Origin of the sequence: Streptomyces griseus subsp. griseus, from assembly GCF_003610995.1 — a bacterium.
Taxonomy (GTDB): domain Bacteria; phylum Actinomycetota; class Actinomycetes; order Streptomycetales; family Streptomycetaceae; genus Streptomyces.
The window spans coordinates 4,111,257-4,135,264 of the sequence record NZ_CP032543.1 but is presented as its reverse complement, the minus strand read 5'-3'; the positions used below and the strand labels follow the sequence as shown (position 1 = coordinate 4,135,264).

The following is a 24,008-nucleotide window of genomic DNA, read 5'->3' as shown; positions in this document are numbered from 1 at the left end:
GGAGAACGCGTACGAAACGAAAGGCCCGATGACCATGACCTCCTCCCCCTCCCCCGCCCTCGACGGCGAGCGCGCCGACCTCCTCGCCGAGCTGGCCGACGCACGGGCCGCCCTGATCCGTACGGTGCAGGGGCTCGACGACGAGCAGATCGCCGAGCGGCCGACCGTCAGCGCGCTCTGTCTGGGCGGGCTGGTCAAGCATGTCGCCTCCACCGAGGAGAGCTGGCTGCGCTTCGTCGTCGAGGGCCCCTCCGCGATGGCCTTCGACCTGCCCGAGGGTGTGACCTGGGAGGACTTCGGGGCCGGGACCGCGAGCGCGTACCCGCAGTGGGCCATCGACCGCCAGAACGACTTCCAGGTGCTGCCCGGCGAGACCCTGGCCGGCGTGCTCGCCCGGTACGAGGAGGTCGCCGCCCGCACGGCGGAGGTCGTCGCCGGCCTCCGCGACCTGTCGGTCACGCACCCGCTGCCCGACGCGCCCTGGAACGAGCCCGGGGCCGTCCGCAGCGCCCGCCGCGTGCTGATCCACGTCATCGCCGAGACCACCCAGCACGCCGGGCACGCGGACATCCTGCGCGAGGCGATCGACGGGCAGACCTCGACGTGACCCGTACGCCCGACAGCCCGAGGGGCGGCGGACGTTCGCCTGTTCTCAGCACTCGTGCGCTCAACCGCGCCACGCTGGCGCGGCAGTTGCTGCTCGACCGGGCCGACGTGCCGCCCCTCGACGCCGTCGCACACCTCTGCGGGATGCAGGCGCAGGAGCCCCAGGAGCCCTTCACCGGCCTCTGGTCGCGGCTGCGGGGGTTCCAACCAGGGGCACTCGACGACCTGTTGACCGGGCGGCAGGTCGTACGCACCCATCTCATGCGCCGCACCGTCCACCTCGTCGCCGCCGAGGACGTCCTCGCCTGGCGGGCCCGCCACAACGCCATGCTGCGGCAGCGCGTGCTCGGGACCTACCGCCGCGAGCTCGCCGGGGTCGATCTCGACGAACTCGCGGCGGCGGGGCGGGCGGTGCTGGCCGACGGCGAGCCCCGCTCCATGGCCCAGCTCGCCCGCGCGGTCGCCGACCGCTGGCCGGAGCCCGGGACACGGCCGCTCGGCGAGATGCTCGTCGCGGGCGTCCTGCCGATGGTGCAGCTGCCGCCGCGCGGGGTGTGGCGAACGAAGGCGGGGGTGCGCAACGCGCTGGTCTCCGCCTGGCTGGGGCGCGAGATCGACCCGCTGCCCGCGGCGGAGGACGGGTCGGACCCGGTGGGGCAGGAGCTGGTACGCCGCTATCTCGCCGCGTACGGGCCCGCCGCCACAGCCGACGTACGCGCCTGGTCCGGTCTCGCCGGGCTGCCGGGCGCGGTCGCCGCCCTCCGCGGGGAGCTGGTCACCTTCCGCGACGAGCGCGGCCGGGAGCTGCTGGATCTCCCCGACGCGCCACGCCCGGACCCCGACGCCCCCGCGCCCGTACGGTTCCTGCCGGCCTTCGACAACGCGATCCTGGGCTACGACGACCGCACCCGGATCATCGACGACGCCGACCGGGGCCTGTCGGTCGCCGGTGCCCGGGTCGTCCTGGTCGACGGCCGGGTCTCCGCGACCTGGGACGTGGAGGGGGAGACGGGCGCCGTGGTGGTCACGCCGCTGCGGGCGTTCTCCCGGGCCGAACGGAGCGAAGTCGCCGAGGAGGGGCGGGAGTTGGCGGCGTTCCTCTCGGACGGGGAGAGTCGGCGGGTACGGGTCGCGTCATCGTCGTGAGGGCCCCGGAGGGGGCGGGTGAAGCGACCCGGTTCGCGTCAATCGGCGCGGGTCGGGCCGGGGCGAAGCCGACCGTTTCTCAGTCGCGTCTTCCCGTCGCCTCGGCGACCCCGGGGTGGTCGGGTTCGAGGAGCAGTCCCAGCAGGGCGCGCAGTTCGGCCCCGCCGCCGGGGCCGAGCAGTTCCGCGGTCTCCGCGGACAGCAGGCCGACCGCCTCCGCGACCCGCTTGAGCTGGACGTGCCCGAACTCGGTGAGCTCCAGGGCGTGCCGGCGCCGGTCGTGCGGGTCGCGCCCTCGGTGGACCATCCCGCCCGCGACGAGTTCGTCCACCAGCTGGGAGGTGGCGGGCCCGGTGATGGCCAGCTCCTGGGCGAGGCGCTGCTGCGGGCAGGGGCCGGAGGTGGCGAGGAGGGCGAGCGGGCCGTAGTGGCGGATCCGCAGGCCGGTTCCGGCCAGCTTCGCGTCGCCCAGCCTCCGCAGCCGGTGGTGGGCCTGCGCCACCAGGTGTTCGGTGCCCTGCACGAGGTCCTGGGTGCCTGGCGGCAGCAGCCGCGCGAGCAGCGTCTTGAGGCGGGAGACCTGCTCGGGGGTGAGGGCGGCGGTGAGCCGCGCGTCCCGCTCGGCGACCGCGCGGCGGCCCGCCGCCACGGCGGAGCGGCCCTCGTCGGTCAGGGAGAGGATGTACTGGCGGCGGTTGTCAGGGTTACGGGTGCGGAGCACCTGGCCCCGGGCCTCCAGGCGGTCGACGACGCCGACCATGAGGGTCCGGTTGATGCCGAGGCGTTCGGCCAGGTCCAGCTGGGAGGCCCAGTCACCGCCGGTCAGCGCGTCCAGGACGAGGAAGTCCCGGGGGCCGTCCTCCGGACCGCCCGAGCTCGCCGCGAACCGGACGAACACCCGGCGCAGGAGATAGCCGACGAAACCGGTGAGCGCTTCCGGCAGAGCGCCGGGGACCTCGGCCGTGGCCTCGGCGTCCGGCCCGGGGACCCGCGTCCCGCCGTCGGGTTCGACTCGCACGATCGTCATCTCCCCGTTCGGAACCGGGAGGCCGATTATACGGCGAGCGACCCGAGCGACCCGAGCGACCCGAGCGACCCCAGCGACCCCAGCGGCCGGGGCGACCGGGACCGTAGGAGCCGCAGCCGGTTCAGCCGGTTCAAGCAGGTCGGCCGGTACACGCAGGTCAGCCGTTTCAGGCCCCCCGCGCCGCAAGCTCCGCGTTGGCCCGCTCGGTGACCAGCGCGAGGACGCGGCCGGCGGCGGCCAGGTCATCGGCGGGGATTCCGCCCCAGATGCGGGCCGAGATCGGGGCGGTCTCGGCGCCGACGGCGGCGATGAGCGCGCGCCCCGCCTCCGTGGGGCGAAGGTGCACACCGTCGGCGACCAGCAGCCGCTTGGCCAGCAGTTCGTCGAGTACGGCGCGGAGGTCGGCCGATTCCGCCTTGAGGGACTCCTGGACCTGGGCGATGAGGTCGTCCGGCGTCTGCGGGGCGTCGGAGGTGACGGCGGCGCGCAGGGCGATCTGCTGCCGGAACGTGGCACCGTGCCGGGCCAGGACCTTCTCCAGGAGGCCGCGGACGGCGTAATGGGCCAGGCCGAGGCCACGGGCGTCGGCGGGAGGCGCGGTGGCGGCGGCACTGGTGGATGCGGTCGTGTTCATGGTCTTCTCCCTCTCGCTGCACACGTCCGACCGTCGGCAGGCGACCGGCTCAAGAGGAAGCTATCGTCAACTTACTTAACCATCAAGAGAACAACCATCAATCACCCAAGGCCGAGGCGGACGTGGCGGGCGCCCTGCTGGTCACCGCCGGTCCGATGCTCGGGATTTGCACCGTCGTCGAGGTGGAGACGTACGGCTGGACCTCCGCGCACACGCTGGGCCTCGGCGCGCTCGCCCTGGCCCTGCCGGCCGCTCTGGTCATCGGGGCCGTATCGCTCGGCCTCGCCGTCCTGTCCACCCTGGCCGCCGGACGGACCGAAGCGCTCACCGCCGCCGGCCCCCCGTCCGCCGAGGCGCTCACCGGCGGCCACCGGCTGGCGTGCACCGTCGGCGCGGCGCTCCTCGTCGCGGCCTTCGCCGTGGCGTCCGTGGTGGTGCGCCGGAAGCCGGCCAGCACGCTGAACCCGACCGAGGCACGGACCGGGTGAGCGGCCCCGTAACGCACGTACCTACGGCAACGCGCGCACCTAGACCCCCCGCCCCTCCCGCTCCAGCCCCCTCCGCAGCTGCACGAACGCCTCCTCGGCGGACTGCACCGCGCCCGCGTACACCGCGTCCGCGCTCTCCCCCGCGTCGATCCGGCGCCAGTTCTCCTCGGCCAGGATCCGCAGGACGGCGATGATCTGTCCGGCCGCCAGCCGTGCGGTCACCCCGCTGCCGAGGGTGCGGGCGAGGGCGGTCTCGAAGCGGCCCTGGTACGCGTACAGGCGGGCCACCAGCGCCGGGGTGCCGTACAACAGGCGGTGGAACGCCAGCACTTGGGGATGGTCGCAGAGACCGGTCACCGGGTCGCGGCGGTCCAGGCCGGCCAGGAAGTGCCGGCGCAGCGCGCCCAGCGGGGTCTCGCCGGGGGCCCGGCCGCCGACCACCCGGGCCGCCTCGTCCTCGTGGTCGGCGAACCGGAGCAGCGCCAGGTCCTCCTTGGCGGGGAAGTACCGGAAGAGCGTCGGCTTGGAGATGTCCGCCGCGGCCGCCACCTCCGCCACGGAGACCTTGTCGAAGCCCCGCTCCAGGAACATGGCGATCGCGGCATCGGAGATCGCCCGGTACGTCAGCTGCCTCTTCCGCTCCCGCAGACTGACCCGGGGCGGGACCACCTGATCCGCACGCTCCCGCCCCACCACTCCGGCGACGCTTCCGCTTCCGTTCCCGTCGCCGGACCTCTCTCCGCTCATGACCATGAAGCGTACGCCCTTGACCTGGGCCGGACTTGGTGTCGCGAGCACGACAGCACGGGCCGGCCGCCCCGGCAGGACACGTCAGGGACGGCCGCCGGGGCGGGTCAGAAGATGTCCGGGCACCAAGGCCGCCGCCCCGTACGGAAGATGGCGTCCGCCGTCCCCGCCGCCCCGGTCCGCAGCTCCTCCGCCCGCCCCAGGTCCACCAGACGGCGCACCGACTCGTCGCCGAGGTAGAGGGACGCCAACTCCCCGGCGCCCAAGGCCAGATCGGCGCTCCGGGTGGTCGGTGTGCAGCGGGCGCCCTCGGGCGAGACGTCCAGCAGGAAGCGCCCCTCGGCCACTCCCCCGCCGTCCCGGACGTCCAGGACGAGCGACGCCGCACGCTCGTAACCACGAGCCTCCAGCGCGCGCTCCACATCCAGCAGCCGCAGCCAGAGCCAGTCCGCGTGCGTGACCGTCCTGGCGGCCCGGGGGTCGGGGAGCAGCTGGGGCAGCAGGTCGTCGGGGGCGCGGTAGCCGGAGCGGACGGTGGTGATCCAGTCGACCGAGCAGAGGAAGTGCCACAGCGCCCGCTCGGCCGCCGGGGTGAGGGCGATCAGGTCCCGTACGGTCGCGGTGTTCAGGGGCTGCTTGGCGTCGCCCCACTTGTCGTCGGTGCCGTAGACCATCAGGCCGTCGACCTCACCGTCCGCGTCGCGGTGGATGACGTAGAACGGTTCGGTCCACTGCTCGTGGGCCGGAGAGGGCGCCGCCCCCGTCCGCAGCCTCCACCAGCGCTCGCTGCGGCTGACGACGCCGGGGCGCAGCGCCGCCAGCCGGGTGTGCAGCTCGGGGCCGTACTTACGGACGTCGGCGCCGTCCACCATCTCGATCCGGCCGCCGTCCGCCGGCTGCCCCGACCGGCGCGGGTCGAGGCCGGCGCGGTGGACGGAGACCTCCCACTCGGCGGCCCAGGTGGCGGGGCCGAAGCCGAACCTCCCGTAGATCGGATACTCGGCGGCGATCAGCGTGGCGACCACCTCGCCGCGCTCCCTGGCCGCCGCCAGATCCGTGGCCATCATCCGGCTGAGCAGCCCGCGACGGCGGTGCGTCGGCGCCACCGTCACCCCGCTGATCGCGTCGGCCGCCACGGTGGCACCGCCCACCACGGTCAGCCGCTGGGCGAACGAGCGGAACGTCGCCACGCACCGCCCCGCGTCGAACGCGCCCTGGAGACGGGAGAGATCGGTGTCGGCCAGCCGCTCGGCGACATCCTCCTCGCTCGGTGCACCGGCCGTCAGGAAACCGTTCCGCAGCGACCGCAGCCAGTCCGGGTAGTGCGACGCGGTGGGGGCACGGAGATCGAGGCTCATCCCCCCACGCTAAGCAGCCCCGCCTCAGAATGTCGCGCGAATTTCCCCGACCTCGACCGCCCCGCCGAGCAACGGCGAACGCCCGATCCGGGCTACCACGGGGGAGTCCACGCCGAGCAGCTCCAGGGCGCGGGCCAGGACCGGGCCGAGGGCCCGGGTCGCCCCGTCGTCGATCTTGAAGGCGAGGGCCCGCCCGTCGGCCAGCGCCACCGCCTGCACGGCCTCGGCGCCCATCTTGGAGAGCGTCCCGGGGACCTCGCTCATCAGCCAGGTGTCCGGGCGCCGGGTCCCCGCCACGTACTCCGGGTGGGCGCGCATGGCGTCCGCGACCCGGCGCTCGGCGCTGCCCGGCTCGGCCAGGACGAAGGACCGGAAGGCGCGGGCCAGACCGGTCAGCCCGATCGCCATCAGCGGGGCGCCGCAGCCGTCGGTGCCGAGCGAGGCGACCGGCTCGCCCGCCGCCTCGGCCACGACCTGGCCGACGAGGAGCTGGAGCGGGTGGGCGGGGTCGAGGTAGCTCGCGGTGTCCCAGCCGTTGCGGACGCAGACGGCGAGCATGGCGGCGTGCTTGCCGGAGCAGTTCATGGTGATCCGCTCGCGTACGTGCCCGGCCGCGAGGTAGGCCTCGGCGGCGACCGGGTCCAGCGGCAGGTCGGGCGGGGTCTGGAGGTCGTCGGTGGACAGCCCGTGCTCGGCGAGCATCTTCCGTACGAGTTCGAGGTGGAAGGGCTCCCCGGAGTGGCTCGCGGCGGCCAGCGCCAGCCGCTCCCCGGACAGCTCAAGGCCCGCCCGGAGGATCGCGGCGGCCTGCATCGGCTTGTTGGAGGACCGGGGGAAGACCGGGGCGGCGGGGTCGCCGAGCGCGTACTCCACGCTCCCGTCGGCGGCGAGCAGGACCAGCGCCCCGCGGTGGTGGCCCTCGGTGAACCCGGACCGCACGACCTCGGCCAGCACGGGCGGGGCGGGGGCTATCGCGGCAGAGGCGTCGGTGGACGTCATGGTGGCCTTCCGGAGACGGTCGGTACGGGTCGGTACAGACGGGTGTGCGGAGACCCGCCGCCCGGAAGGATCGGCCGGACGGGCGGGGTGCGGGACCCGCCGTCCGGAAGGGTCGCTTCAGGCGAGCAGGTCGTCCACTTGGGCTTCCCCGTCACGGTACCTGCGGGCGATCTCCGCGCTGCAATCGTCCGTCGTGCGCTGGAGCTCATGGCGGCGGCGGGAGACCTGCTGCTCGTAGCGGACCAGCCGGCCCATCGCGTCGTGCAGCTCCTCGTCCGTCCGGGCGGCCAGGTCGGAGAGCTCCACCTCGGCCAGGTTCTCGGCGGCGAGCTGCCGGAACTCGTCACCGCGCGGCGTCGTCAGCGTGACGTGCCGGGCGGAGGTGCGGTGCCGGGACGGGGCGTCGGCCAGGATCTCCGAGAGCCGGTCCACCACCGGGGTCTCGGGCACCGGCGCCTGCGGGTCCCGCCGGCGGGCCAGCTCGGCGCGGAGGATGTCGATCCGGCCCTGGACCAGCCGGCGTACGTAACTGAGGTCGGCCTCGTCCCGCTGCGCGTCCCGGCGCAGCGTCCGCAGCTCCGGCAGCCGCAGCCCGCCGCACCCGGCCTCGCCGCCGCCCTGCTCCGGCACGGACGCGAGCCCGGGCAGCAGAGGCCGTACGGGTGGGTGCAGGGTGCTGGTACGGGCGCTGCCGCCAGCTCCCGGCCCGGGAGATTGTCCGGCTCCATAGGTACTCATGCTGTTCCGTCCCCTCGACCGGTGCGTCGGCACACCGCCATCGTGCATCGTGCCACCCTGCAAGGTGTCCCCGCCCACACTCTGTACCCGTTCAGCCCAAGATAGGTTGGTCTGTATGCGTGCAGTGGTACAGCGAGTGGACGGCGCCACCGTCTCGGTGGCCGGGACGGACGGCGGGACGGCCGCGAGCGGTGTGGTCGGCGAGATCATCGGCGAAGGCCTGTGTGTGCTGGTCGGAGTCACTCACGGGGACACCCCGGAGAAGGCGGCCCAACTGGCCCGCAAGCTCTGGTCCGTCCGCATCCTGGAGGGCGAGAAGTCCTGTTCGGATGTGAATGCCCCTCTCCTGGTGATTTCGCAGTTCACTCTCTACGGGGACGCCCGCAAGGGCCGCCGCCCCACCTGGAACGCCGCGGCACCCGGCGAGGTGGCCGAACCGCTGGTGGACGAGGTGGTGGCCCAGTTGAGGGCGCTGGGCGCGGAGGTGGCGACGGGCCGGTTCGGAGCGGACATGCGGGTCTCGCTCACGAACCACGGCCCGTTCACGGTGATCATCGAGGTGTGAGGCCGTACGGCTCCGGGCTCGTCGAGGTGCGAGGCCCACGGCTCCGGTGGCTACGGCTCCACGACCGTCTCCTGGGCCGCCGCCGTGTCGCCGGCGATCAGCTCGGCGTCCACCGCCACGTTCCGCTTGACCAGGGCCAGGGCGATCGGGCCCAGCTCGTGGTGGCGGGCCGAGGTGGTGATGAAGCCGAGCTGCCGGCCCTCCTCGCCGTCGGCGGCCAGCCGTACGGGCGTCCCGTGGCCGGGCAGGTGCACCTCGCTGCCGTCCAGGTGCAGGAAGACCAGCCGGCGCGGCGGCTTCCCCAGGTTGTGGACGCGGGCGACGGTCTCCTGACCCCGGTAGCACCCCTTCTGGAGGTGGACGGCGGTGCCGATCCAGCCCAGCTCGTGCGGGATGGTGCGGTGGTCGGTCTCGAAGCCGACGCGCGGCCGGTGCGCCTCGACGCGCAGCGCCTCGTACGCCAGGATCCCGACGGCCGGGCCGTTGGCGGCGGCGTACGCCTCCAGGTCGGCGCGCGGCAGGAACACGTCCCGGCCCTGCGCGGTCTCCCGTACGGCCACGCCCTCCGGGACCTGCGCGATGGAACCGGCCGGGAGGTGCACGACGGCGATGTCCTCGGTCCGGTCGGCGACCTCGACCCGGTAGAAGAACTTCATCGACTCCAGGTAGGCGATGAGATCGCCCTGGGTGCCGGGCTCCACGTGCATCCACACCGTCGTCCCGTCGTCGACGAGGTACATGGCGTGTTCGATGTGCCCGTTGGCGGAGAGGATCAGGGCCTCGGTGGCCTGGTGCGGGGCGAGGTCGCTGACGTGCTGGGTGAGCAGCAGGTGCAGCCAGCTCAGCCGGTCGTCACCGCTGACGGTGACGACACCGCGGTGGGAGAGGTCGACGAGGCCGTTGCCGTCGGCGAGGGCGCGTTGCTCGCGGAACAGGTCGCCGTAGTGTCCGGCGACTCCTTCGTCGCGGCCCTCGGCGGCGACGGCGCCGGGCAGGGACAGCAGGGGGCTCTTCATACCGCCCAGCCTACGACTTGGGCCCGCCGGTCCCCGCGCCGTCCCTCGCGGCCGTGCAGGACGCGCAGCGGCCGAAGATCGCGAAGTGCTTCATATCGGTCTCGAAGCCGAAGTCGGCGCGGAGCTTCTCGGTGAACTCGGCGACGACGGAGAGGTCCGCCTCGATGACGTCCTTGCAGTCCCGGCAGACCAGATGGATGTGGTGGTGCCGGTCGGCGAGGTGGTACGTCGGGGCGCCGTGCCCGAGGTGCGCGTGGCTCACCAGCCCGAGCTCCTCCAGGAGCTCCAGGGTCCGGTACACCGTGGAGATGTTCACCCCGGACGCGGTCTTGCGGACCTCGCACAGGATGTCGTCCGGAGTCGCGTGCTCCAGGGTGTCGACGGCCTCCAGGACGAGCTGGCGCTGGGGCGTCAGCCGGTATCCGCGCTGCCGTAGATCGGTCTTCCAGTCGGTGCTCACCACAGGCCCAGTGTAGGGCGGGGCGGGCACCGACCGGCAGGACTCTTCCGGAGGGACCCTCTACTTGAAGAACGCGATGCCGTCGTCGGGCATGTCCTCGAGGTTCCGCGCCATCTCGGCGACCTCTTCGGGGGTGACGACCTTCTTCAGGTGCGCCGACATGTACGGGCGCAGCTCCACCTCGGGGGTCGCCTTCTCGCCGACCCACATCAGGTCGCTCTTCACATACCCGTACAGGCGCTTCCCACCGGTGTACGGGCCGGAGGCCGCGGTGCGGGCCACGGCGTCGGTGACCAGGTCGATCTGCGGCTTCTGGTCGGCCAGCTCGCCGTACCAGATCTCGACGACGCCCTGGTCGCGGACCATGACGACCTCGACCTTGCGGTCCTTGTCGATGCGCCAGTAGCCGGACTCCGACTCCAGCGGGCGGACCTGGTTGCCGTCGGCGTCCAGGACCCAGGTGTGGGAGACGTACTCCAGGAAGTCACGGCCGTCGTGGCTGAACGTGACCTCCTGGCCGAAGTTGCACTTCTCGGCGCCGGGGAAGTCGGACACGCCCGCGCCCGCCCACTTGCCGATGAGGAAGGCCAGCGGGACGAGGTCCGGGTTGAGGTCGGACGGAATCTCGATCATGAGCGGCTCAGACGATCTGTGAGGGGGCGGAACGATCGGGTACGGCGAGGGTCAGCGCTGGCCCTGGTACAGCTTCTTCACGGCGACGGCCGTGAAGGCGAGCACGCCGACGCAGACCAGGATGAGCAGGGCGGAGAAGAATGCCTCAAGCACGGGGGCTCCTCGGAATGTGCGGTATGGCGGCAGTACAGGGCCGGGTCCAGCCTAATGGGTGGAGACCCGGCCTTCTCGTCCAGGTGGGGGCCGAACGGCGTGACCACCGCCCGGCCCACCCGTCCCGGACCCGGTCTCAGCCGAGGAGCTGGTTCTGCAGGATCACGGTCTGCTGGAACGGGATCCGTGCCGACTCCGCCCTGCCCGGCCGCTCGTGGACGATCAGGGCCAGCGTGTCACCGGCCATGCTGTACGCCAGCCGTGTGTGGGCGTCGCCTTGGGGCGCCTTCTCGGTCAGGGCGTACGACGAGAACCCCTCCACCGCCCGCGCGGACTTCCAGGTCGCGTCGAACGCGACCTCCTCCGCCCCGGCCAGCGGCCAGCGCATCGTCACCCCGCGCCCACAGATGACTCGCAGGTCAGGGGGGAGGTCGCCCTCCGGAGGATTACAGTTCGGCCTATGTCGAAGAAGCTTGTGATCAAGGTGACCGCCGGGCCCGAAGCCGCCGAGCGCTGCTCGCAGGCCTTCACCGTGGCGGCGGTGGCCGTGGCCAGTGGGGTAGAGGTCTCGCTCTGGCTGACCGGGGAGTCGGCGTGGTTCGCGCTGCCGGGACGGGCCGCCGGGTTCGAGCTGCCGCATGCCGCGCCGCTGCCGGAGCTGCTCGACTCGATCCTGGCGGGCGGCCGGGTCACCCTCTGCACGCAGTGCGCGGCCCGGCGCGAGATCACGGAGAAGGACGTGCTGGAGGGCGTACGGATCGCGGGGGCTCAGGTCTTCGTCCAGGAGGCCATGGCGGACGGCACGCAGGCGCTCGTCTACTGACGGCTCGGGGGCGCTTCCGACGGCTCAGCGGCGCTTTCTGCCGTCCAGCTCGTCCCACCACTCGTCGGACTTCGGGTCGCCGGAGGGGTCGTCCCACCACCGGTCCTCCGGCCCCCGCCGGTTGGCGACCACGGCGGCGACGGGCGGGATCACCATCGCTACCAGGCACATCACGATGGCCGCGGGCATCGACCACAGGCGCACGAAGGCCCAGGCGGAGACGTAGAGGGCGACGCATCCGCCCATCAGGAGGAAGTAGTTCCGCCGGCGTCGGGCGTACATGGATCCAGCGTAGAACCGTTCGGGGAGCCGGCACAGTACGGCGCGAAGGGCCGCACCCCGCGTCAGGTGGCGTCCAACCCCCTGGGGTGCGGCCCTCCGGCCGTTCCGTGCCGTCATCCAAACGGCCATGCCGTGGATCAGACGGCGATCGCGACCTCGGAGAGTCCACCGGTCTGCGCGACGACCGTGCGGTCGGCGCTGCCGCCCGGGACCAGGGCGCGGAGCGTCCAGGTGCCCTCGGCCGCGTAGAAGCGGAACTGCCCGGTCGCCGAGGTCGGGACCTCGGCGGTGAACTCGCCGGTCGAGTCCAGCAGACGCACGTAACCGGTGACGGGCTCGCCGTCGCGGGTCACGCTGCCCTGGATGGTGGTCTCACCGGGCTTGATCGTCGAAGCGTCGGGGCCGCCGGCCTGTGCTCCACACATGGTGTTCTGTCCTTCTGGTCGGGTGGTGCGGTCGGTCGGGATTACTTGGCGGGGCCGAGCTCGATCGGCACGCCGACGAGGGAGCCGTACTCGGTCCAGGAACCGTCGTAGTTCTTGACGTTCTCCTGGCCCAGCAGCTCGTGCAGCACGAACCAGGTGAGCGCGGAGCGCTCACCGATGCGGCAGTAGGCGATGGTGTCCTTCGACAGGTCGACCTGCTCGTCCTCGTAGAGGGCCTTGAGCTCGTCGTCCGACTTGAAGGTGCCGTCGTCGTTGGCGTTCTTCGACCACGGGATGTTGCGGGCGCTCGGCACGTGGCCGGGGCGCTGCGACTGCTCCTGCGGGAGGTGGGCCGGGGCGAGCAGCTTGCCGCTGAACTCGTCGGGCGAACGCACGTCGACCAGGTTCTGGCTGCCGATGGCCTGCACGACGTCGTCGCGGTAGGCGCGGATCGACTCGTCCTGCGGCTTGGCCTGGTACTGGGTGGCCGGGCGCGTCGGGACGGCGTCGGTCAGGTCGCGGGAGTCCAGCTCCCACTTCTTGCGGCCGCCGTCGAGGAGCTTGACGTTCTCGTGGCCGTACAGCTTGAAGTACCAGTAGGCGTAGGACGCGAACCAGTTGTTGTTGCCGCCGTAGAGGACGACCAGCGTGTCGTTGCCGATGCCCTTCTCGCTGAGCAGCTTCTCGAAGCCGGCCTGGTCCACGAAGTCACGGCGGACCGGGTCCTGGAGGTCCTTCGTCCAGTCGATCCGGATCGCGTTCTTGATGTGGTTCTTCTCGTACGCCGAGGTGTCCTCGTCGACCTCGACGATGGCGACCTGCGGGTCATCGATGTGGGCCTCGACCCAGTCGGCGTCTACCAGGACGTCGCTGCGGCTCATGTTGTTCTCCTCCGGGGCAGTCTGCGGCGGGGTGGTGCGAGATGCGGAGTGGTGGTGCGGATGTGCGGGTGTACGACGCGGACGGACGGAGCGTGGCGCGTACGGGCACGGGGCCGGCCCCGACGGTGGTCGAAGGGCCGAGGGGCGGCGGGACGGAACGAACGCCCCGCTCAGGAGGTGCGACAGAGCATGGCGGCGACGCGGCACAGGTCTACTGCCCGCCGCTTCGTGAGATCCGCCTGTCGCTTCATGCGTCCGATCGTAGGGAGGTACGGGTGGAGATGTCACCGCCGTGTCGCATGGTGAGACGCGATCATCCATGATGCGAGACGCGGAGCGGGGAGGCGCGCCGTGCGGCCGGTCCGTCGGCACCCTTGGGCCGCCGCGCATCTACGGACCGGACAGCGGCGTCTCACTATCCGGATCGCCGGGAGAGTGCGGCGGGTTCAGCCCGTCGGGGATCACCCCGTCAGCGATACGTCCGAGCCGCTCAGCGCGATCTCCAGGCCGTTCTCCGTCACCTGGACCTTCCGGAGCTCCAGGCCCTTCGGCAGACCGTCGATGTCCCCCTCGAAGTCCGTCTTCGTCCGCACCAGTTGCTCCACCCCCGGGATGCCCTCGCCCGGCACCTCGTCCGCGCGCACCTTGATCGTGTGGCCGTCGACCCGGGTCACGGTGGAGTGCACGCTGCGGGAGATCTGGCGGCCGAGGATCTCGACCGTGCCGGTGACCTTCACCTTGCCGTCGCCGCCGTACGCCACGGTGACGCCGTCCTCCGCCGCCGCCGTCAGGTCCTCGTACGAGACGACGGCCGTGCCGGTGGCGCGCGCCGCGGTGGCGGTCGTGTAGCCGGAGCCGAGCCTCACGTCGTGGAGCTGCGCCCGCACCTCGCCGACCCGTATGGCGCGGCCCGCGGCCTCGGTCTTCATGCCCTTGAGGGTGACGTCGACCCGGTCGAACTCCGACGCGGCGAGCTGGGTGAGAAAGGGGAAGCCCTTGATCGAGATGTCGGTCGTCCCCCCGCTGCCACCGCTGATGCTGACCCGGTCCTCGGCCTCCGACTCGGCGAAGTGGAGGGCCAGCCGGTCGGCGGCGACGAAGAGGCCGCCGAGCACCACCAGCAGGACCAGCAGTATTCGCAGTGCGCGCATGTGTGTCGTTCCCCCACCTCGGCCGTACGGTCAATGCCCCCAGGTGATCGACGAGTGGCACCACCTCATCGGTTCCCGGGGGCGTGTACCCGCGTTGAGCACCCGTCAGGCCCGTGAAGGCCGGATGAGGCGCGTCAGACGAGTGCGCGGCCGATCAGATAGACCGCCGGTGCGGCTGCGGTGAGCGGCAGCGCCACCCCGGCCGTCATGTGGACGAAGCGGGACGGGTAGTCGTAGCTCGCCACCCGCAGCCCGATCAGGGCGGCGGCGCCCGCCGCGAGGCCGAGGAGCGCCCCCTGGCTGCCGTAGTCCGTGAAGCCGCCCACCGCGACACCGGCGCCCGCGCCCGCGAGCAGCGCCACCACGACGGAGGCGGCACCCGGCAGCGGCAGCGCACGGGCGAGCACGGCGGCCGCGACCGCCACCCCGCCGACCGCCACCGCGTCCCCGGCCGCCGCGAGGTGCCCGGCGGCCAGGACGGCGAGGGCCGCCGAGACGACCGTGGCCATCAGTCCGTACATCCGCTCGTCGGCGCCCGCGTGGCTGCGGAGCTGGAGGACCACGGTGAGCAGCACCCAGACGCCCAGGGTGCCCAGGAGCGCCGCGGGCCCGTGCTCCCGGCCCGCGGCGAGGAGGGCCACATCGGCGACGAGACCGCCCGCGAAGGCGAGCGCGATGCCCTGGCGGGCCGGCCACATGCCGTTGAGCCGGAACCAGCCCGCGGCCGTCAGCGCCTGGAGCAGGACGAGCGGGACGAGCAGGGCGTACGAGCCGATGGCCGCGCCGCCCGCGAGGAGCAGGCCGAGCCCGGCGGTGATCGCGGCGGGCTGCATCCCGGGCGCGATGATCGGCGACCGCCCTTCGGCCCGGGCGCGCTGGGCGTCGGTGATCCGGGCGTTGCCGAGGGTGGTGGGCGCGCTGTAGCCGGTGTCGTCGAGGCCTGGCTGCGGAGGCTGCTGCGTTGCCGGGGGTACGGGCGCGGGTGCGGCGGCGGCCGGGGCCTCGGGCGGCAGCGGAAGGGAGCCGGAGGCGCCCTGCGGGGGGAGGTAGGCGGTCTCGGCGGCGGGGTGGTACGGCTGGGGCTGCTGTGACTGCTGGTACGGCTGCTGCGCGCGCTGGGGGTGGGCCTGGTGGGGCTCCTGGTACCGGGGAGGCTGGTGCTGCGGCTGCTGGTGCCGGGGCTCCTGGTGCTGCGGCTGCGGTGTCCCGTACGGGTCCGGCTGCCCGGCTCCGTAAGCGTCGGACTGCGGCTGCCCGATCCCGTACGCGTCGGACCGCCCGGCCCCGTAGACATCCGGCTGCGGCTGCCCCGCCGCATACGCGTCCGCCGACCGCGCATGCCCCCGGTGCTGGTCCTCGCGCCCGTCCCGCTGGATCGTCGGCTGGTACTGCGTGTCCCAGGTCGGCGCCTGCCACGTCTGCGTCCCGCCCTGGTCGTGGCCGCCCGGCTCCTGGGGCAGCGCCGACTGCCCGGCCGTCCCGTCGGGCCAGTGCTGCGGCTGCTGGGGCTGGGGGTCGTACGGATACGGGTACTGCTGATCGCTGCTGCTCATGGCCTGCGGTTCACCCTCCTGCGAACGGCGGGAGCACCTCGACCGTGCCGCCCTCGGCAAGGCGTACGGTCTCATGCCCACGGGTACCGACGGGGTTGCCGTCGATGAGGAACGAGCACCGCTGGAGCACGCGGCTCAGCTCACCGGGGTGCCGTCGGCGTACCGCGTCGAGCGCCTCGGCGAGGGTCGCCGCCGCGTACGGCTCCTCCGCGGTGCCCGCGGCGGCCTTGGCCGCAGCCCAGTAGCGGATCGTCCCCGCTGCCATGGCGCCACTCCTTCGGTCGGTTCGTGCGTCAGCTCTCCATGATGGGTCACGCGGACAGCGCGCCCGACGCCCAGTCGGCGATCCGGGCCAGCAGGGCATCGTCCGCCGCGTTCTCCGCGTGCCCCATCCCCCGCTCCAGCCACAGCTCCGCACCGCCCTCCCCCGCCGCGTCGGCCAGCATCCGCGGGTGGTCCAGCGGGAAGTACGGGTCCCGGTCGCCGTGCACGAGCAGCAGCGGGGCCGGGGCGATGAGCGGGACGGCGGCGACCGGGGAGAGCGGTACGGGGTCCCAGTCCTCGGTGGCGATCCGGGTACGGAATCCGTACCGCCCGACGAGGCGGCCCGAGGGCCGGGTGACCACCCAGTGCAGCCGGCGCATCGGGGCCGTACCCCGGTAGTACCAGCGGGCGGGAGAGCTGACCGCCACCACCGCGTCCGAGTGCGCCCCTGAGTGCGCCTCCGTGCGCCCTTCGCGCACCGGTACACGGACGGACGCATCCCGTGCCTCGGTTTCTTCCGTATACAGAGCGCCGTGGCGGAGCACCACCGAGCCGCCCATGGAGAACCCGACCGTAACCACCCGGCGGTGCCCCAGGGTGCGCGCCCACACCACCGCGGCCGCCAGATCCAGCACCTCGCGGTCGCCCACCGTGGAGCGCCCACCGGACCGTCCGTGCCCCCGGAACGAGAACGTGATCACGGCCGCACGCTGGGAGAACACCCGTGCGGCCCGGCGTACGGCGGGGCGGTCGGCCGAGCCCGTGAACCCGTGCGCCACCACGATCGCGGGGACGTCGGCCACCGGGGCCGGACCCGCCCCGGATCGTGTGCCGGAACCTGCCGTACACGGCTCGTACACCGCCTCGACCGGGACCCCGTCATCGGTCAGCAACGTGGCGGATCGCGGGACCGGCGTGAGCAAGGGAACAGAAGAACTCAGGAATCGACCCTCGGACGCGGAACTCATGTGGGCTATTCTGCTGCGAAGAGGATCCGGGCAATGCAGCCCCCGGGTCCTTTTGTGCTTCCCGGGCGTTGTTACGGAGACGTTTCGACAAGCTCAGCGGTCCCAGGGCGCGGGACCGTGGTGTGAAAACCGCATGACGCATGACGTACGAAGCAGTGCCGCATACTCCCCCGGGTCCGACCCGGGAGTGCCCCTCTCGCAGGGAACGAGGAGGACCGACGTAATGGGCGAGCGAACCGTGCAACACGATCGACCGAACCAGGCAGGTGGGCGGCGATGAGTTCACTGCTGCTGTTGACGAACGCACTCCAGCCGTCGACGGAGGTGCTTCCCGCCCTCGGCCTCCTGCTGCACAGCGTGCGGGTCGCCCCCGCCGAGGGCCCGGCCCTGGTGGACACCCCGGGCGCCGATGTGATCCTCATCGACGGGCGCCGCGACCTCCCGCAGGTCCGCTCGCTCTGTCAGCTGCTGCGGTCCACCGGACCGGGCTGTCCGCTGATCCTCGTCGTCACCGAGGGCGGCCTCGCGGCCGTCACCGCCGACTGGGGCATCGACGACGTCCTGCTGGACACGGCGGGGCCCGCCGAGGTCGAGGCCCGGCTGCGGCTGGCCACCGGCCGGCAGCAGATCACCTCCGACGACTCCCCGATGGAGATCCGCAACGGCGATCTCTCCGTCGACGAGGCCACGTACAGCGCGAAACTCAAGGGCCGGGTCCTGGACCTGACCTTCAAGGAATTCGAACTGCTGAAATACCTGGCCCAGCACCCGGGCCGGGTGTTCACCCGCGCCCAGCTCCTCCAGGAGGTCTGGGGATACGACTACTTCGGCGGTACGCGGACGGTCGACGTCCACGTCCGGCGGTTGCGCGCCAAGCTCGGCCCCGAGCACGAGTCGCTGATCGGGACCGTCCGCAACGTCGGCTACCGCTTCGTCGTACCGGAGAAGGTCGAGCGCGCCGCCGAGGAGGCGAAGGAGCGGGCCGCCGGACGGCAGAAGGCCGACGGCACCGTCACCCGTTCGGAGCAGCCCTCTTCGGCCACGGCGGAGGAAGAAGCCCCGGTCCGGGCTGCCAAGGGATAGGTCCATCCGCGTAGACTGCCGCGCGTGGCCAAGGTGACGCGGGACGATGTGGCGAGACTGGCGGGTACGTCGACCGCGGTCGTCAGCTACGTCATCAACAACGGACCCCGGCCGGTCGCCCCGGCCACGCGCGAGCGGGTGCTCGCCGCGATCAAGCAGCTGGGGTACCGGCCCGACCGGGTCGCCCAGGCCATGGCCTCGCGGCGGACCGACCTCATAGGAATGATCGTCCCGGACGCCCGGCAGCCGTTCTTCGCGGAGATGGCGCACGCGGTCGAACAGGCCGCCGCCGAGCGCGGGAAAATGGTGCTCGTCGGCAACTCCGACTACCGCGACGAGCGCGAGGTCCACTATCTGCGGGCCTTCCTCGGCATGCGCGTCTCCGGCCTGATCCTCGTCAGCCAGGGCCCCAGCGAGCGGGCGGCGGCGGAGATAGAGGCCTGGGACGCCCGGGTGGTGCTGCTGCACGAGCGCCCCGAGGCGATCGACGACGTCGCGGTCGTGACGGACGACGTCGGCGGCGCCCAGCTGGCCACCCGCCACCTGCTGGAGCACGGCAACGCCTACGTGGCCTGCCTCGGCGGTACGGAGGAGACCCCGTCGGTCGGTGACCCGGTCGCCGACCACGTCGAGGGGTGGCGCCGGGCGATGCACGAGTCCGGCCGCTCCACGGAGGGCCGGCTGTTCCAGGCCCCGTACAACCGGTACGACGCCTATCAGGTGGCCCTCGGGCTGCTCGCCGGCCCGGACCGGCCCCCGGCGATCTTCTGCGCCACCGACGACCAGGCCATCGGGGTGCTGCGGGCGGCGCGCGAGCTGCGCATCGACGTGCCGGGTGAGCTGGCCGTCGCGGGCTTCGACGACGTGAAGGAGGCCGGGCTCACCGATCCGCCGCTGACCACGGTCTTCTCGGACCGCCCGGCGATGGCGCGGGCCGCCGTGGACCTGGTCCTCGACGACTCGCTCCGGGTCGTCGGCTCGCGGCGGGAGCGGCTGAAGCAGTTCCCCTCGGCGCTGGTGATCCGGCGCTCGTGCGGCTGCGGGGAGCCGACGGCCTAGGACTCCGCCCACGTAGGGGCGGCCCGGGTCTTTACAGCGGGCATACGCGCTTCTTCCGGGCTTCTCAGGACGTACTCAGGCTGCTCTCATGTTCGGTGGCCAGCCTGATGGACATGACGGAGAACCTTCGCCCGAGCGGCGCGCACTCGACGGACCAGGACCCGACCTCGTACGCCTACGGGAGCGCGGGGTACAGCGACTCGGCGCACGACGGCAGCACGGCGTACGACGGCGCGGCGGGTGGCTATCCGCCCCCGCCCCCGTACGCCCCCACCAACCACCGCCGGGCCAAGCGGCCGGTGGCGCTGCTGGCGGCGGTCGCGCTCGCGGCGGCGGTGATCGGCGGCGGTACGGCGACCCTGGTCGGCCAGCTGAACGGCGGCTCCGCCCAGGCGACCGGCGCCAAGGGCGCGGTCCAGGGCACCACCGTCTCGCAGAGCAGCAAGGGGACGGTCTCCGGTGTCGCGGAGGCGGTCTCCCCGGCCATCGTCGAGATCGGCGCGGCCTCCTCGGCGGGCAGGTCCACCGGGTCCGGCGTCGTGATCACCGAGGACGGCGAGATCGTCACCAACAACCACGTCATCTCGGGCGCCCAGCAGATCCAGGTCACGCTCTCCACCGGCAAGACGTACACCGCCGACGTCGTGGGCACCGACCCCGACAAGGACCTCGCGCTCATCAAGCTGCGCGGCGCGAGCGGGCTGAAGACGGCGGCGCTCGGCGACTCCTCGCAGGTCAAGGTGGGCGACCAGGTCGTGGCGATCGGCTCGCCGGAGGGGCTGACCGGCACGGTCACCAGCGGGATCATCTCCGCGCTGGACCGGGACGTGACGGTGGCGAAGGACGACTCCGGCAGCTCGGGCCAGGGCCAGGGCCAGGGCGGCGGAAGTGATCAGTGGCCGTTCGAGTTCGGCGGGCAGCAGTTCAACGGCGACACGGGCGAGAAGACGACCACGTACAAGGCGCTCCAGACCGACGCCTCGCTCAACCCCGGCAACTCCGGCGGCGCGCTGATCAACATGGACGGTGAGATCATCGGCATCAACTCCGCGATGTACGCGCCCAGTTCCTCGGCGGCGGGCGGCGGTTCGTCGGCGGGCAGCGTGGGCCTCGGCTTCGCGATCCCGGTGAACACGCTCAAGGCCGACCTGGACGCCCTGCGCGCGGGGAACACCTCCTGACCGTGCGAGGCTGAGCCCGCCCCCACCGGCCGGAACGAGAAGAGGACGACACCGCGATGAGCCCCGCCGAAGACGATCCCCAGCGCATCCTGATCGTCGACGACGAACCCGCCGTACGGGAGGCGCTCCAGCGCAGCCTCGCCTTCGAGGGGTACGGCACCCAGGTCGCGGTCGACGGGTACGACGCCCTGGCGATGGCCGAGGCGTACGCCCCCGACCTCATCGTCCTGGACATCCAGATGCCCCGCATGGACGGCCTCACCGCCGCCCGCCGCATCCGCGCCACCGGCTCCACCACGCCCATCCTCATGCTCACCGCCCGCGACACCGTCGGGGACCGGGTCACCGGCCTCGACGCGGGCGCGGACGACTACCTGGTGAAGCCGTTCGAGCTGGACGAGCTGTTCGCCCGCATCCGGGCCCTGCTGCGCCGCAGCTCGTACGCGGCGTCGGCGGCGGGCGCGGACGTCTCCGACGACGATGTGCTCTCCTTCGCCGACCTGCGGATGGACCTGGCGACCCGCGAGGTCACCCGGGGCGAGCGGCGGGTGGAGCTGACCCGAACCGAGTTCACGCTCCTGGAGATGTTCCTGGCGCACCCGCGCCAGGTGCTGACCCGGGAGCAGATCCTCAAGGCGGTCTGGGGCTTCGACTTCGAGCCGAGCTCCAACTCCCTGGACGTGTACGTGATGTACCTGCGCCGCAAGACCGAGGCGGGCGGCGAACCGCGCCTGGTCCACACCGTACGCGGGGTGGGCTACGCACTCCGTACGGGCGGGAGCGGCGAGGCGTGAGCGAGGCGGCACCTCCGAGGAGGGCTCTGGTACGGCGCTTCCGCGCGCTGCCGCTGCGCTCCCGGCTCGCGCTCCTGGTGGCGGTCGCGGTCGCGGTGGCGGTCGCGGCGGTGGCGGTCGCGTGCTGGTTCGTGACCCGGGCCCAGCTGGAGGACCAGCTGGACGACTCGCTGCGCAACGCGAAGATGGACAACGAGCCGATGGGCGACCTGCTGACGTCGTGCCTGAGCGGCGGGCAGTTGCCCGCCCAGGAGTTCCCGGGCCAGTACACCGTGCAGATCGTGGCGGCGAACGGCAGCTACTGCACGGCCCCGAACACCACACCCATCCCCGCCCAGCCCAGTGACGTAGCCGTGGCGGCGGGCCGGCAGGGCGACGCCCTGCACACGACGGAGAACGACGACGGCAAGGAGATGCGGGTCTACACCCGCAAGCTGCCGCCGGTGGTCAGCTCCGGCCGGCAGAACAACCAGCTGGCCGTCTCGGTGGCCCGCCCGCTGAGCGAGATCGACGCACCGCTCTCCACGCTCGCCTGGGTCCTCGCGCTGGTCGGCGGCATCGGTGTGGTCGGCGCGGGCGCGGCCGGGCTCTGGGTGGCGAGGTCGGGCCTGCGCCCGGTGGACGAGCTCACGGAGGCGGTGGAACACGTGGCGCGCACGGAGGACCTGACCGTACGCATCCCGGTCGACGGCGAGGACGAGATCGCCCGCCTGTCGCACTCCTTCAACTCCATGGCCGCGCAGCTCGCCTCCTCCCGCGACCGCCAGGCCCAGCTGATCGCGGACGCGGGCCATGAGCTGCGCACCCCGCTCACCTCGCTGCGGACCAATGTGGAGCTGCTGGCGCGCAGCGACGAGACGGGCCGGGTGATCCCGCCGGACGACCGGAGGGCGCTGATGGCCTCGGTCAAGGCCCAGATGACGGAGCTGGCCGCACTGATCGGGGACCTCCAGGAGCTGGCCCGCCCCGACGCCGCCCAGCCGGGCCCGCTCCAGGTGGTGGCCCTGCACGACATCACCCGCACCGCCCTGCAACGCGCCCGCCTGCGCGGCCCGGAGCTGACGATCACCGACGACCTGGCCCCCTGGTACGTGCGGGCCGAACCGGCGGCCCTGGAGCGGGCGATCGTCAACGTCCTGGACAACGCTGTGAAGTTCAGCCCGCCCCGCGCCACGATCGACGTGCGCCTGCACCGGGGCGAGCTGACGGTACGCGACCGGGGCCCCGGCATCCCCGCCGAGGAACTCCCCCACGTCTTCGAACGCTTCTGGCGCTCCCCCTCCGCCCGCCAGCTCCCCGGCTCGGGCCTCGGCCTCTCCATCGTGGCCCGCACGGTCCAGCAGGCGGGCGGCGAGATCGCCTTGCGCCCGGCCCCGGAGGGCGAAGGTCCCGGCACGGTCGCGACGATCAGGCTGCCGGGGGCGCCCACACCGCCGCCGGAGATGTGAGCGGGCCGGGGAGGTGAGCATCCCCGGCGGCGGTGTGGGCGCCCCCGGCAGCCGCCGCCAGGACGTGCCGGTCCTTGGGATCGTTCGCCATGGCGTACAAGAGCGCGGCGTACCCCGTCACCAGGCTCTCCGGAAATGCTCCCGCCATGGCAGCGACAAGCCCCTTGGCCTTCAGGGGCCCGATCCGCTCAGCGACGTTCCTGGCCAGCTCGTCCAGCCCTCGGCGGCGTTGCGAGCGCCGCACCGCAGGTCGGCGGCCTCTTGGGTGGTCAGCGTCGTGTTCACCGGCGCGACGGTCACCGCCCTGCCGTCCGGCAGGGCGCGCACCACCGCCATGAGCGCCTCGCAGACCTCCGGAGGCAGGCTGTGGGTGGCACCGTCGGGCACTCGGAACAGAGCGGGTTCGACAGCAGCCGGAACTCCGTCGAGGAAGGTCCGGAGTCCGGCGGTCTCCTCACGGTGCTCAGGCAGGAGCGTGCGGTCCTCCGCGGTGCCGCGCATGGCTCTGTCTCCTTTGAGAGTGAACCCAGCACCGCATGATTCGAAAGAGAAGCGAAGCTTCCGGGATGTGGCTCACCCCGGAAGCCCGCCCCCTCACCCCGCCGGGTTGTGCCGGATCAGCGACTCCACCAGCCCGCCCCGCTGGTTCGGGTAGTCCATCGGGACGATGCCGAGCCCCGTCCACCCGGCGGTCTCGGACCGTTCCAGGAACGAGTGCACCTGCGGGTTGAGCCGGTCGGCGTTCCAGCGGGGCGGCATCAGGGCGGCGGTGGAGACGTAGTTCATGAAGAACTTGCCGGGCTGCTGGGCCGCCTTGCGGAACTGGGCCTCGATCTTCGGATACTTGGCGAACGGCTCCGCCATGTAGTCGTCCTGGATGTCGAAGAGACCCTGATCGCCGTAACGCACCCCGGGCAGCCCGCCGTTGTCGGCCAGCAGCACGACCTTGCCCCGGGCACCGCCGAGCGAGGGGAGCGTGGAGTCCAGGCGGAACAGCGACCGCCACCCCCGCCCGTCGAGGTAGTCGTCGAAGACCGCCCGGAACGCCGCGTCGCTCTCGGAGGAGTACTCCTGCTTGACCCGCATCAGCACCGTCTCGCTGGGCCGTGAGGCCAGGAAGTCCCGGCAGGCGACGAGGACATCGCCGAACATCATGTTCTGGAACGCGGCCCCGTGGTGGATCGCGAACGACCCACTGGTGATCCGGCACCGTACGTCCAGGAACCGGATGCCGCTCTGCAACTGCTGGGCGATCGTGGTGTTCTGGCACTCCGTCCACGGCCCGCCGAACCGGGCGCCCGAATCGTGCGTGCCCGGAATCGTGAGACGCCGCAGCTCGATGGAGTCGGGCAGGCCGCCCATCCAGTCCTGGGTGCCCCGGACGGCCTTGCGTGTCGCGGCGACGGCGGGCGCGGCCCCGATGATCGCGGTGGCGGAGACGGCGAGGGCGCCGGTCAGGAAGCCGCGGCGCGTGCTCAGGAGACCTGACGTCGCCGGGGAGTCGGGGGTGGTGGACATGGGGGCGC

General features: G+C 72.6%; 30 protein-coding genes. 10 read left to right on the top strand and 20 right to left on the bottom strand.

The genetic code is table 11. The features are described from left to right. Nucleotides 1-28: 28 nt before the first annotated feature. Together D6270_RS18545 and D6270_RS18540 are read left to right on the top strand one after the other, a co-directional pair. Complete coding sequence (locus D6270_RS18545) at nt 29-607, top strand: DinB family protein (RefSeq protein WP_109164421.1); 579 nt, start codon at nt 29-31, stop codon at nt 605-607. Further along, entirely contained in the window at nt 604-1,752 is a 1,149-nt protein-coding gene (locus D6270_RS18540; protein WP_264081514.1) for a winged helix DNA-binding domain-containing protein, read from the top strand. The genes D6270_RS18545 and D6270_RS18540 overlap by 4 nt, the downstream gene beginning before the upstream one ends. 79 nt (nt 1,753-1,831) lie before the next feature. Here D6270_RS18540 and D6270_RS18535 read toward each other — a convergent pair whose 3' ends face one another. Together D6270_RS18535 and D6270_RS18530 are read right to left on the bottom strand one after the other, a co-directional pair. Beyond that, nucleotides 1,832-2,779 carry a MarR family winged helix-turn-helix transcriptional regulator gene (locus D6270_RS18535; protein WP_109164423.1) on the bottom strand — a complete coding sequence of 316 codons (948 nt, stop codon included), beginning with the start codon at nt 2,777-2,779 and terminating at the stop codon, nt 1,832-1,834. 166 nt (nt 2,780-2,945) lie between these two features. After that, a complete protein-coding gene (locus tag D6270_RS18530; protein WP_109164424.1) occupies nt 2,946-3,413 on the bottom strand; it encodes a winged helix DNA-binding protein in 468 nt (155 codons plus the stop codon). A gap of 122 nt (nt 3,414-3,535) precedes the next feature. Here D6270_RS18530 and D6270_RS18525 point away from each other — a divergent pair, with 122 nt between their 5' ends. Then, entirely contained in the window at nt 3,536-3,901 is a 366-nt protein-coding gene (locus D6270_RS18525) for a hypothetical protein (RefSeq protein WP_225976897.1), read from the top strand. A 39-nt stretch (nt 3,902-3,940) separates the two neighbouring features. Here D6270_RS18525 and D6270_RS18520 read toward each other — a convergent pair whose 3' ends face one another. The 4 genes from D6270_RS18520 to D6270_RS18505 all read right to left on the bottom strand — a co-directional run bounded on the left by D6270_RS18520 (nt 3,941) and on the right by D6270_RS18505 (nt 7,635). Then, nucleotides 3,941-4,654 (bottom strand): TetR/AcrR family transcriptional regulator, encoded by a 714-nt coding sequence (locus D6270_RS18520; protein ID WP_109164425.1) that lies wholly within the window; start codon nt 4,652-4,654, stop codon nt 3,941-3,943. 101 nt (nt 4,655-4,755) lie between these two features. Next, nucleotides 4,756-6,006 (bottom strand): GNAT family N-acetyltransferase, encoded by a 1,251-nt coding sequence (locus tag D6270_RS18515; RefSeq protein ID WP_109164426.1) that lies wholly within the window; start codon nt 6,004-6,006, stop codon nt 4,756-4,758. Nucleotides 6,007-6,030: 24 nt separating this feature from the next. Next, on the bottom strand, nt 6,031-7,005 hold the full coding sequence (locus tag D6270_RS18510; RefSeq protein ID WP_109164427.1) for an asparaginase: 975 nt from the start codon (nt 7,003-7,005) through the stop codon (nt 6,031-6,033). Between the two features lie 117 nt (nt 7,006-7,122). Then, entirely contained in the window at nt 7,123-7,635 is a 513-nt protein-coding gene (locus tag D6270_RS18505) for an RsiG family protein (protein ID WP_151414704.1), read from the bottom strand. 223 nt (nt 7,636-7,858) lie between these two features. Here D6270_RS18505 and dtd point away from each other — a divergent pair, with 223 nt between their 5' ends. Further along, a complete protein-coding gene (gene dtd, locus D6270_RS18500; protein WP_109164428.1) occupies nt 7,859-8,308 on the top strand; it encodes a D-aminoacyl-tRNA deacylase in 450 nt (149 codons plus the stop codon). 50 nt (nt 8,309-8,358) lie between these two features. Here dtd and D6270_RS18495 read toward each other — a convergent pair whose 3' ends face one another. From D6270_RS18495 to D6270_RS18475, 4 genes are all read right to left on the bottom strand, one after another. Continuing rightward, nucleotides 8,359-9,324, bottom strand: a complete 966-nt coding sequence (locus tag D6270_RS18495; protein ID WP_109164429.1) for a CAF17-like 4Fe-4S cluster assembly/insertion protein YgfZ — start codon at nt 9,322-9,324, stop codon at nt 8,359-8,361. 10 nt (nt 9,325-9,334) lie between these two features. Then, on the bottom strand, nt 9,335-9,787 hold the full coding sequence (locus tag D6270_RS18490; protein ID WP_109164430.1) for a Fur family transcriptional regulator: 453 nt from the start codon (nt 9,785-9,787) through the stop codon (nt 9,335-9,337). Between the two features lie 57 nt (nt 9,788-9,844). After that, a complete protein-coding gene (locus D6270_RS18485; protein ID WP_093691058.1) occupies nt 9,845-10,417 on the bottom strand; it encodes a heme-binding beta-barrel domain-containing protein in 573 nt (190 codons plus the stop codon). A gap of 289 nt (nt 10,418-10,706) precedes the next feature. Next, nucleotides 10,707-10,958 carry a hypothetical protein gene (locus D6270_RS18475; RefSeq protein ID WP_318780026.1) on the bottom strand — a complete coding sequence of 84 codons (252 nt, stop codon included), beginning with the start codon at nt 10,956-10,958 and terminating at the stop codon, nt 10,707-10,709. A gap of 72 nt (nt 10,959-11,030) precedes the next feature. On the opposite strand from D6270_RS18475, the gene D6270_RS18470 reads away from it, so the two are divergent. Next, nucleotides 11,031-11,393, top strand: coding sequence for a DsrE family protein (locus D6270_RS18470; protein WP_109164432.1), 363 nt, complete (start codon nt 11,031-11,033; stop codon nt 11,391-11,393). 24 nt (nt 11,394-11,417) lie between these two features. On the opposite strand, the gene D6270_RS18465 is transcribed toward D6270_RS18470, so the two are convergent. The 8 genes from D6270_RS18465 to D6270_RS18435 form a co-directional block, all read right to left on the bottom strand. Beyond that, nucleotides 11,418-11,675 carry a DUF3099 domain-containing protein gene (locus D6270_RS18465; RefSeq protein WP_109164433.1) on the bottom strand — a complete coding sequence of 86 codons (258 nt, stop codon included), beginning with the start codon at nt 11,673-11,675 and terminating at the stop codon, nt 11,418-11,420. 137 nt (nt 11,676-11,812) lie between these two features. After that, nucleotides 11,813-12,100, bottom strand: a complete 288-nt coding sequence (locus tag D6270_RS18460) for a DUF1416 domain-containing protein (RefSeq protein ID WP_003968135.1) — start codon at nt 12,098-12,100, stop codon at nt 11,813-11,815. Nucleotides 12,101-12,141: 41 nt separating this feature from the next. Continuing rightward, on the bottom strand, nt 12,142-12,981 hold the full coding sequence (locus D6270_RS18455) for a sulfurtransferase (RefSeq protein ID WP_109164434.1): 840 nt from the start codon (nt 12,979-12,981) through the stop codon (nt 12,142-12,144). 170 nt (nt 12,982-13,151) lie between these two features. Continuing rightward, nucleotides 13,152-13,232 (bottom strand): putative leader peptide, encoded by an 81-nt coding sequence (locus D6270_RS34025; RefSeq protein ID WP_350240574.1) that lies wholly within the window; start codon nt 13,230-13,232, stop codon nt 13,152-13,154. A gap of 210 nt (nt 13,233-13,442) precedes the next feature. Continuing rightward, complete coding sequence (locus D6270_RS18450) at nt 13,443-14,132, bottom strand: LmeA family phospholipid-binding protein (protein WP_109164435.1); 690 nt, start codon at nt 14,130-14,132, stop codon at nt 13,443-13,445. A 134-nt stretch (nt 14,133-14,266) separates the two neighbouring features. After that, the gene (locus D6270_RS18445) at nt 14,267-15,685 is read right to left on the bottom strand and encodes a hypothetical protein (RefSeq protein ID WP_109164436.1); all 1,419 of its coding nucleotides are present in this window, start codon (nt 15,683-15,685) and stop codon (nt 14,267-14,269) included. A gap of 10 nt (nt 15,686-15,695) precedes the next feature. Beyond that, on the bottom strand, nt 15,696-15,950 hold the full coding sequence (locus D6270_RS18440; protein ID WP_109164437.1) for a MoaD/ThiS family protein: 255 nt from the start codon (nt 15,948-15,950) through the stop codon (nt 15,696-15,698). 46 nt (nt 15,951-15,996) lie between these two features. Continuing rightward, complete coding sequence (locus D6270_RS18435; protein WP_225976894.1) at nt 15,997-16,917, bottom strand: alpha/beta hydrolase; 921 nt, start codon at nt 16,915-16,917, stop codon at nt 15,997-15,999. A gap of 276 nt (nt 16,918-17,193) precedes the next feature. Here D6270_RS18435 and D6270_RS18430 point away from each other — a divergent pair, with 276 nt between their 5' ends. From D6270_RS18430 to D6270_RS18410, 5 genes are all read left to right on the top strand, one after another. Next, nucleotides 17,194-18,000 (top strand): response regulator transcription factor, encoded by an 807-nt coding sequence (locus D6270_RS18430; RefSeq protein ID WP_109164438.1) that lies wholly within the window; start codon nt 17,194-17,196, stop codon nt 17,998-18,000. 24 nt (nt 18,001-18,024) lie between these two features. Then, nucleotides 18,025-19,059: a LacI family DNA-binding transcriptional regulator gene (locus D6270_RS18425; protein WP_109164439.1), complete on the top strand. Its 1,035-nt coding sequence runs from the start codon at nt 18,025-18,027 to the stop codon at nt 19,057-19,059. A 107-nt stretch (nt 19,060-19,166) separates the two neighbouring features. Further along, nucleotides 19,167-20,240, top strand: a complete 1,074-nt coding sequence (locus D6270_RS18420; RefSeq protein WP_109164440.1) for a S1C family serine protease — start codon at nt 19,167-19,169, stop codon at nt 20,238-20,240. 56 nt (nt 20,241-20,296) lie between these two features. Next, on the top strand, nt 20,297-21,034 hold the full coding sequence (locus D6270_RS18415; protein ID WP_109164441.1) for a response regulator transcription factor: 738 nt from the start codon (nt 20,297-20,299) through the stop codon (nt 21,032-21,034). Then, entirely contained in the window at nt 21,031-22,482 is a 1,452-nt protein-coding gene (locus D6270_RS18410) for a HAMP domain-containing sensor histidine kinase (protein WP_109164442.1), read from the top strand. Before D6270_RS18415 ends, D6270_RS18410 begins: the two co-directional genes overlap by 4 nt. 171 nt (nt 22,483-22,653) lie before the next feature. Here D6270_RS18410 and D6270_RS18400 read toward each other — a convergent pair whose 3' ends face one another. Both D6270_RS18400 and D6270_RS18395 read right to left on the bottom strand, forming a co-directional pair. After that, nucleotides 22,654-22,983, bottom strand: coding sequence for a hypothetical protein (locus tag D6270_RS18400; RefSeq protein ID WP_225976893.1), 330 nt, complete (start codon nt 22,981-22,983; stop codon nt 22,654-22,656). 93 nt (nt 22,984-23,076) lie between these two features. Then, on the bottom strand, nt 23,077-24,000 hold the full coding sequence (locus D6270_RS18395; RefSeq protein ID WP_109164443.1) for a phosphatidylinositol-specific phospholipase C: 924 nt from the start codon (nt 23,998-24,000) through the stop codon (nt 23,077-23,079). Nucleotides 24,001-24,008: the final 8 nt, after the last annotated feature.

Excerpts from the sequence above, each read along its gene's own strand:
- D6270_RS18400 (WP_225976893.1), bottom strand. The coding sequence starts at position 22,983 with ATGCGCGGCACCGCGGAGGACCGCACGCTCCTGCCTGAGCACCGTGAG.
- D6270_RS18520 (WP_109164425.1), bottom strand. The coding sequence starts at position 4,654 with ATGGTCATGAGCGGAGAGAGGTCCGGCGACGGGAACGGAAGCGGAAGC.
- D6270_RS18415 (WP_109164441.1), top strand. The coding sequence starts at position 20,297 with ATGAGCCCCGCCGAAGACGATCCCCAGCGCATCCTGATCGTCGACGAC.
- D6270_RS18470 (WP_109164432.1), top strand. The coding sequence starts at position 11,031 with ATGTCGAAGAAGCTTGTGATCAAGGTGACCGCCGGGCCCGAAGCCGCC.
- D6270_RS18545 (WP_109164421.1), top strand. The coding sequence starts at position 29 with ATGACCATGACCTCCTCCCCCTCCCCCGCCCTCGACGGCGAGCGCGCC.
- D6270_RS18535 (WP_109164423.1), bottom strand. The coding sequence starts at position 2,779 with ATGACGATCGTGCGAGTCGAACCCGACGGCGGGACGCGGGTCCCCGGG.
- D6270_RS18395 (WP_109164443.1), bottom strand. The coding sequence starts at position 24,000 with ATGTCCACCACCCCCGACTCCCCGGCGACGTCAGGTCTCCTGAGCACG.
- D6270_RS18445 (WP_109164436.1), bottom strand. The coding sequence starts at position 15,685 with ATGAGCAGCAGCGATCAGCAGTACCCGTATCCGTACGACCCCCAGCCC.
- D6270_RS18435 (WP_225976894.1), bottom strand. The coding sequence starts at position 16,917 with ATGAGTTCCGCGTCCGAGGGTCGATTCCTGAGTTCTTCTGTTCCCTTG.
- D6270_RS34025 (WP_350240574.1), bottom strand. The coding sequence starts at position 13,232 with ATGAAGCGACAGGCGGATCTCACGAAGCGGCGGGCAGTAGACCTGTGC.
- D6270_RS18515 (WP_109164426.1), bottom strand. The coding sequence starts at position 6,006 with ATGAGCCTCGATCTCCGTGCCCCCACCGCGTCGCACTACCCGGACTGG.
- D6270_RS18465 (WP_109164433.1), bottom strand. The coding sequence starts at position 11,675 with ATGTACGCCCGACGCCGGCGGAACTACTTCCTCCTGATGGGCGGATGC.
- D6270_RS18510 (WP_109164427.1), bottom strand. The coding sequence starts at position 7,005 with ATGACGTCCACCGACGCCTCTGCCGCGATAGCCCCCGCCCCGCCCGTG.
- D6270_RS18530 (WP_109164424.1), bottom strand. The coding sequence starts at position 3,413 with ATGAACACGACCGCATCCACCAGTGCCGCCGCCACCGCGCCTCCCGCC.
- D6270_RS18450 (WP_109164435.1), bottom strand. The coding sequence starts at position 14,132 with ATGCGCGCACTGCGAATACTGCTGGTCCTGCTGGTGGTGCTCGGCGGC.
- D6270_RS18430 (WP_109164438.1), top strand. The coding sequence starts at position 17,194 with ATGAGTTCACTGCTGCTGTTGACGAACGCACTCCAGCCGTCGACGGAG.
- D6270_RS18485 (WP_093691058.1), bottom strand. The coding sequence starts at position 10,417 with ATGATCGAGATTCCGTCCGACCTCAACCCGGACCTCGTCCCGCTGGCC.
- D6270_RS18475 (WP_318780026.1), bottom strand. The coding sequence starts at position 10,958 with ATGCGCTGGCCGCTGGCCGGGGCGGAGGAGGTCGCGTTCGACGCGACC.
- D6270_RS18460 (WP_003968135.1), bottom strand. The coding sequence starts at position 12,100 with ATGTGTGGAGCACAGGCCGGCGGCCCCGACGCTTCGACGATCAAGCCC.
- dtd (WP_109164428.1), top strand. The coding sequence starts at position 7,859 with ATGCGTGCAGTGGTACAGCGAGTGGACGGCGCCACCGTCTCGGTGGCC.
- D6270_RS18495 (WP_109164429.1), bottom strand. The coding sequence starts at position 9,324 with ATGAAGAGCCCCCTGCTGTCCCTGCCCGGCGCCGTCGCCGCCGAGGGC.
- D6270_RS18455 (WP_109164434.1), bottom strand. The coding sequence starts at position 12,981 with ATGAGCCGCAGCGACGTCCTGGTAGACGCCGACTGGGTCGAGGCCCAC.
- D6270_RS18440 (WP_109164437.1), bottom strand. The coding sequence starts at position 15,950 with ATGGCAGCGGGGACGATCCGCTACTGGGCTGCGGCCAAGGCCGCCGCG.
- D6270_RS18420 (WP_109164440.1), top strand. The coding sequence starts at position 19,167 with ATGGACATGACGGAGAACCTTCGCCCGAGCGGCGCGCACTCGACGGAC.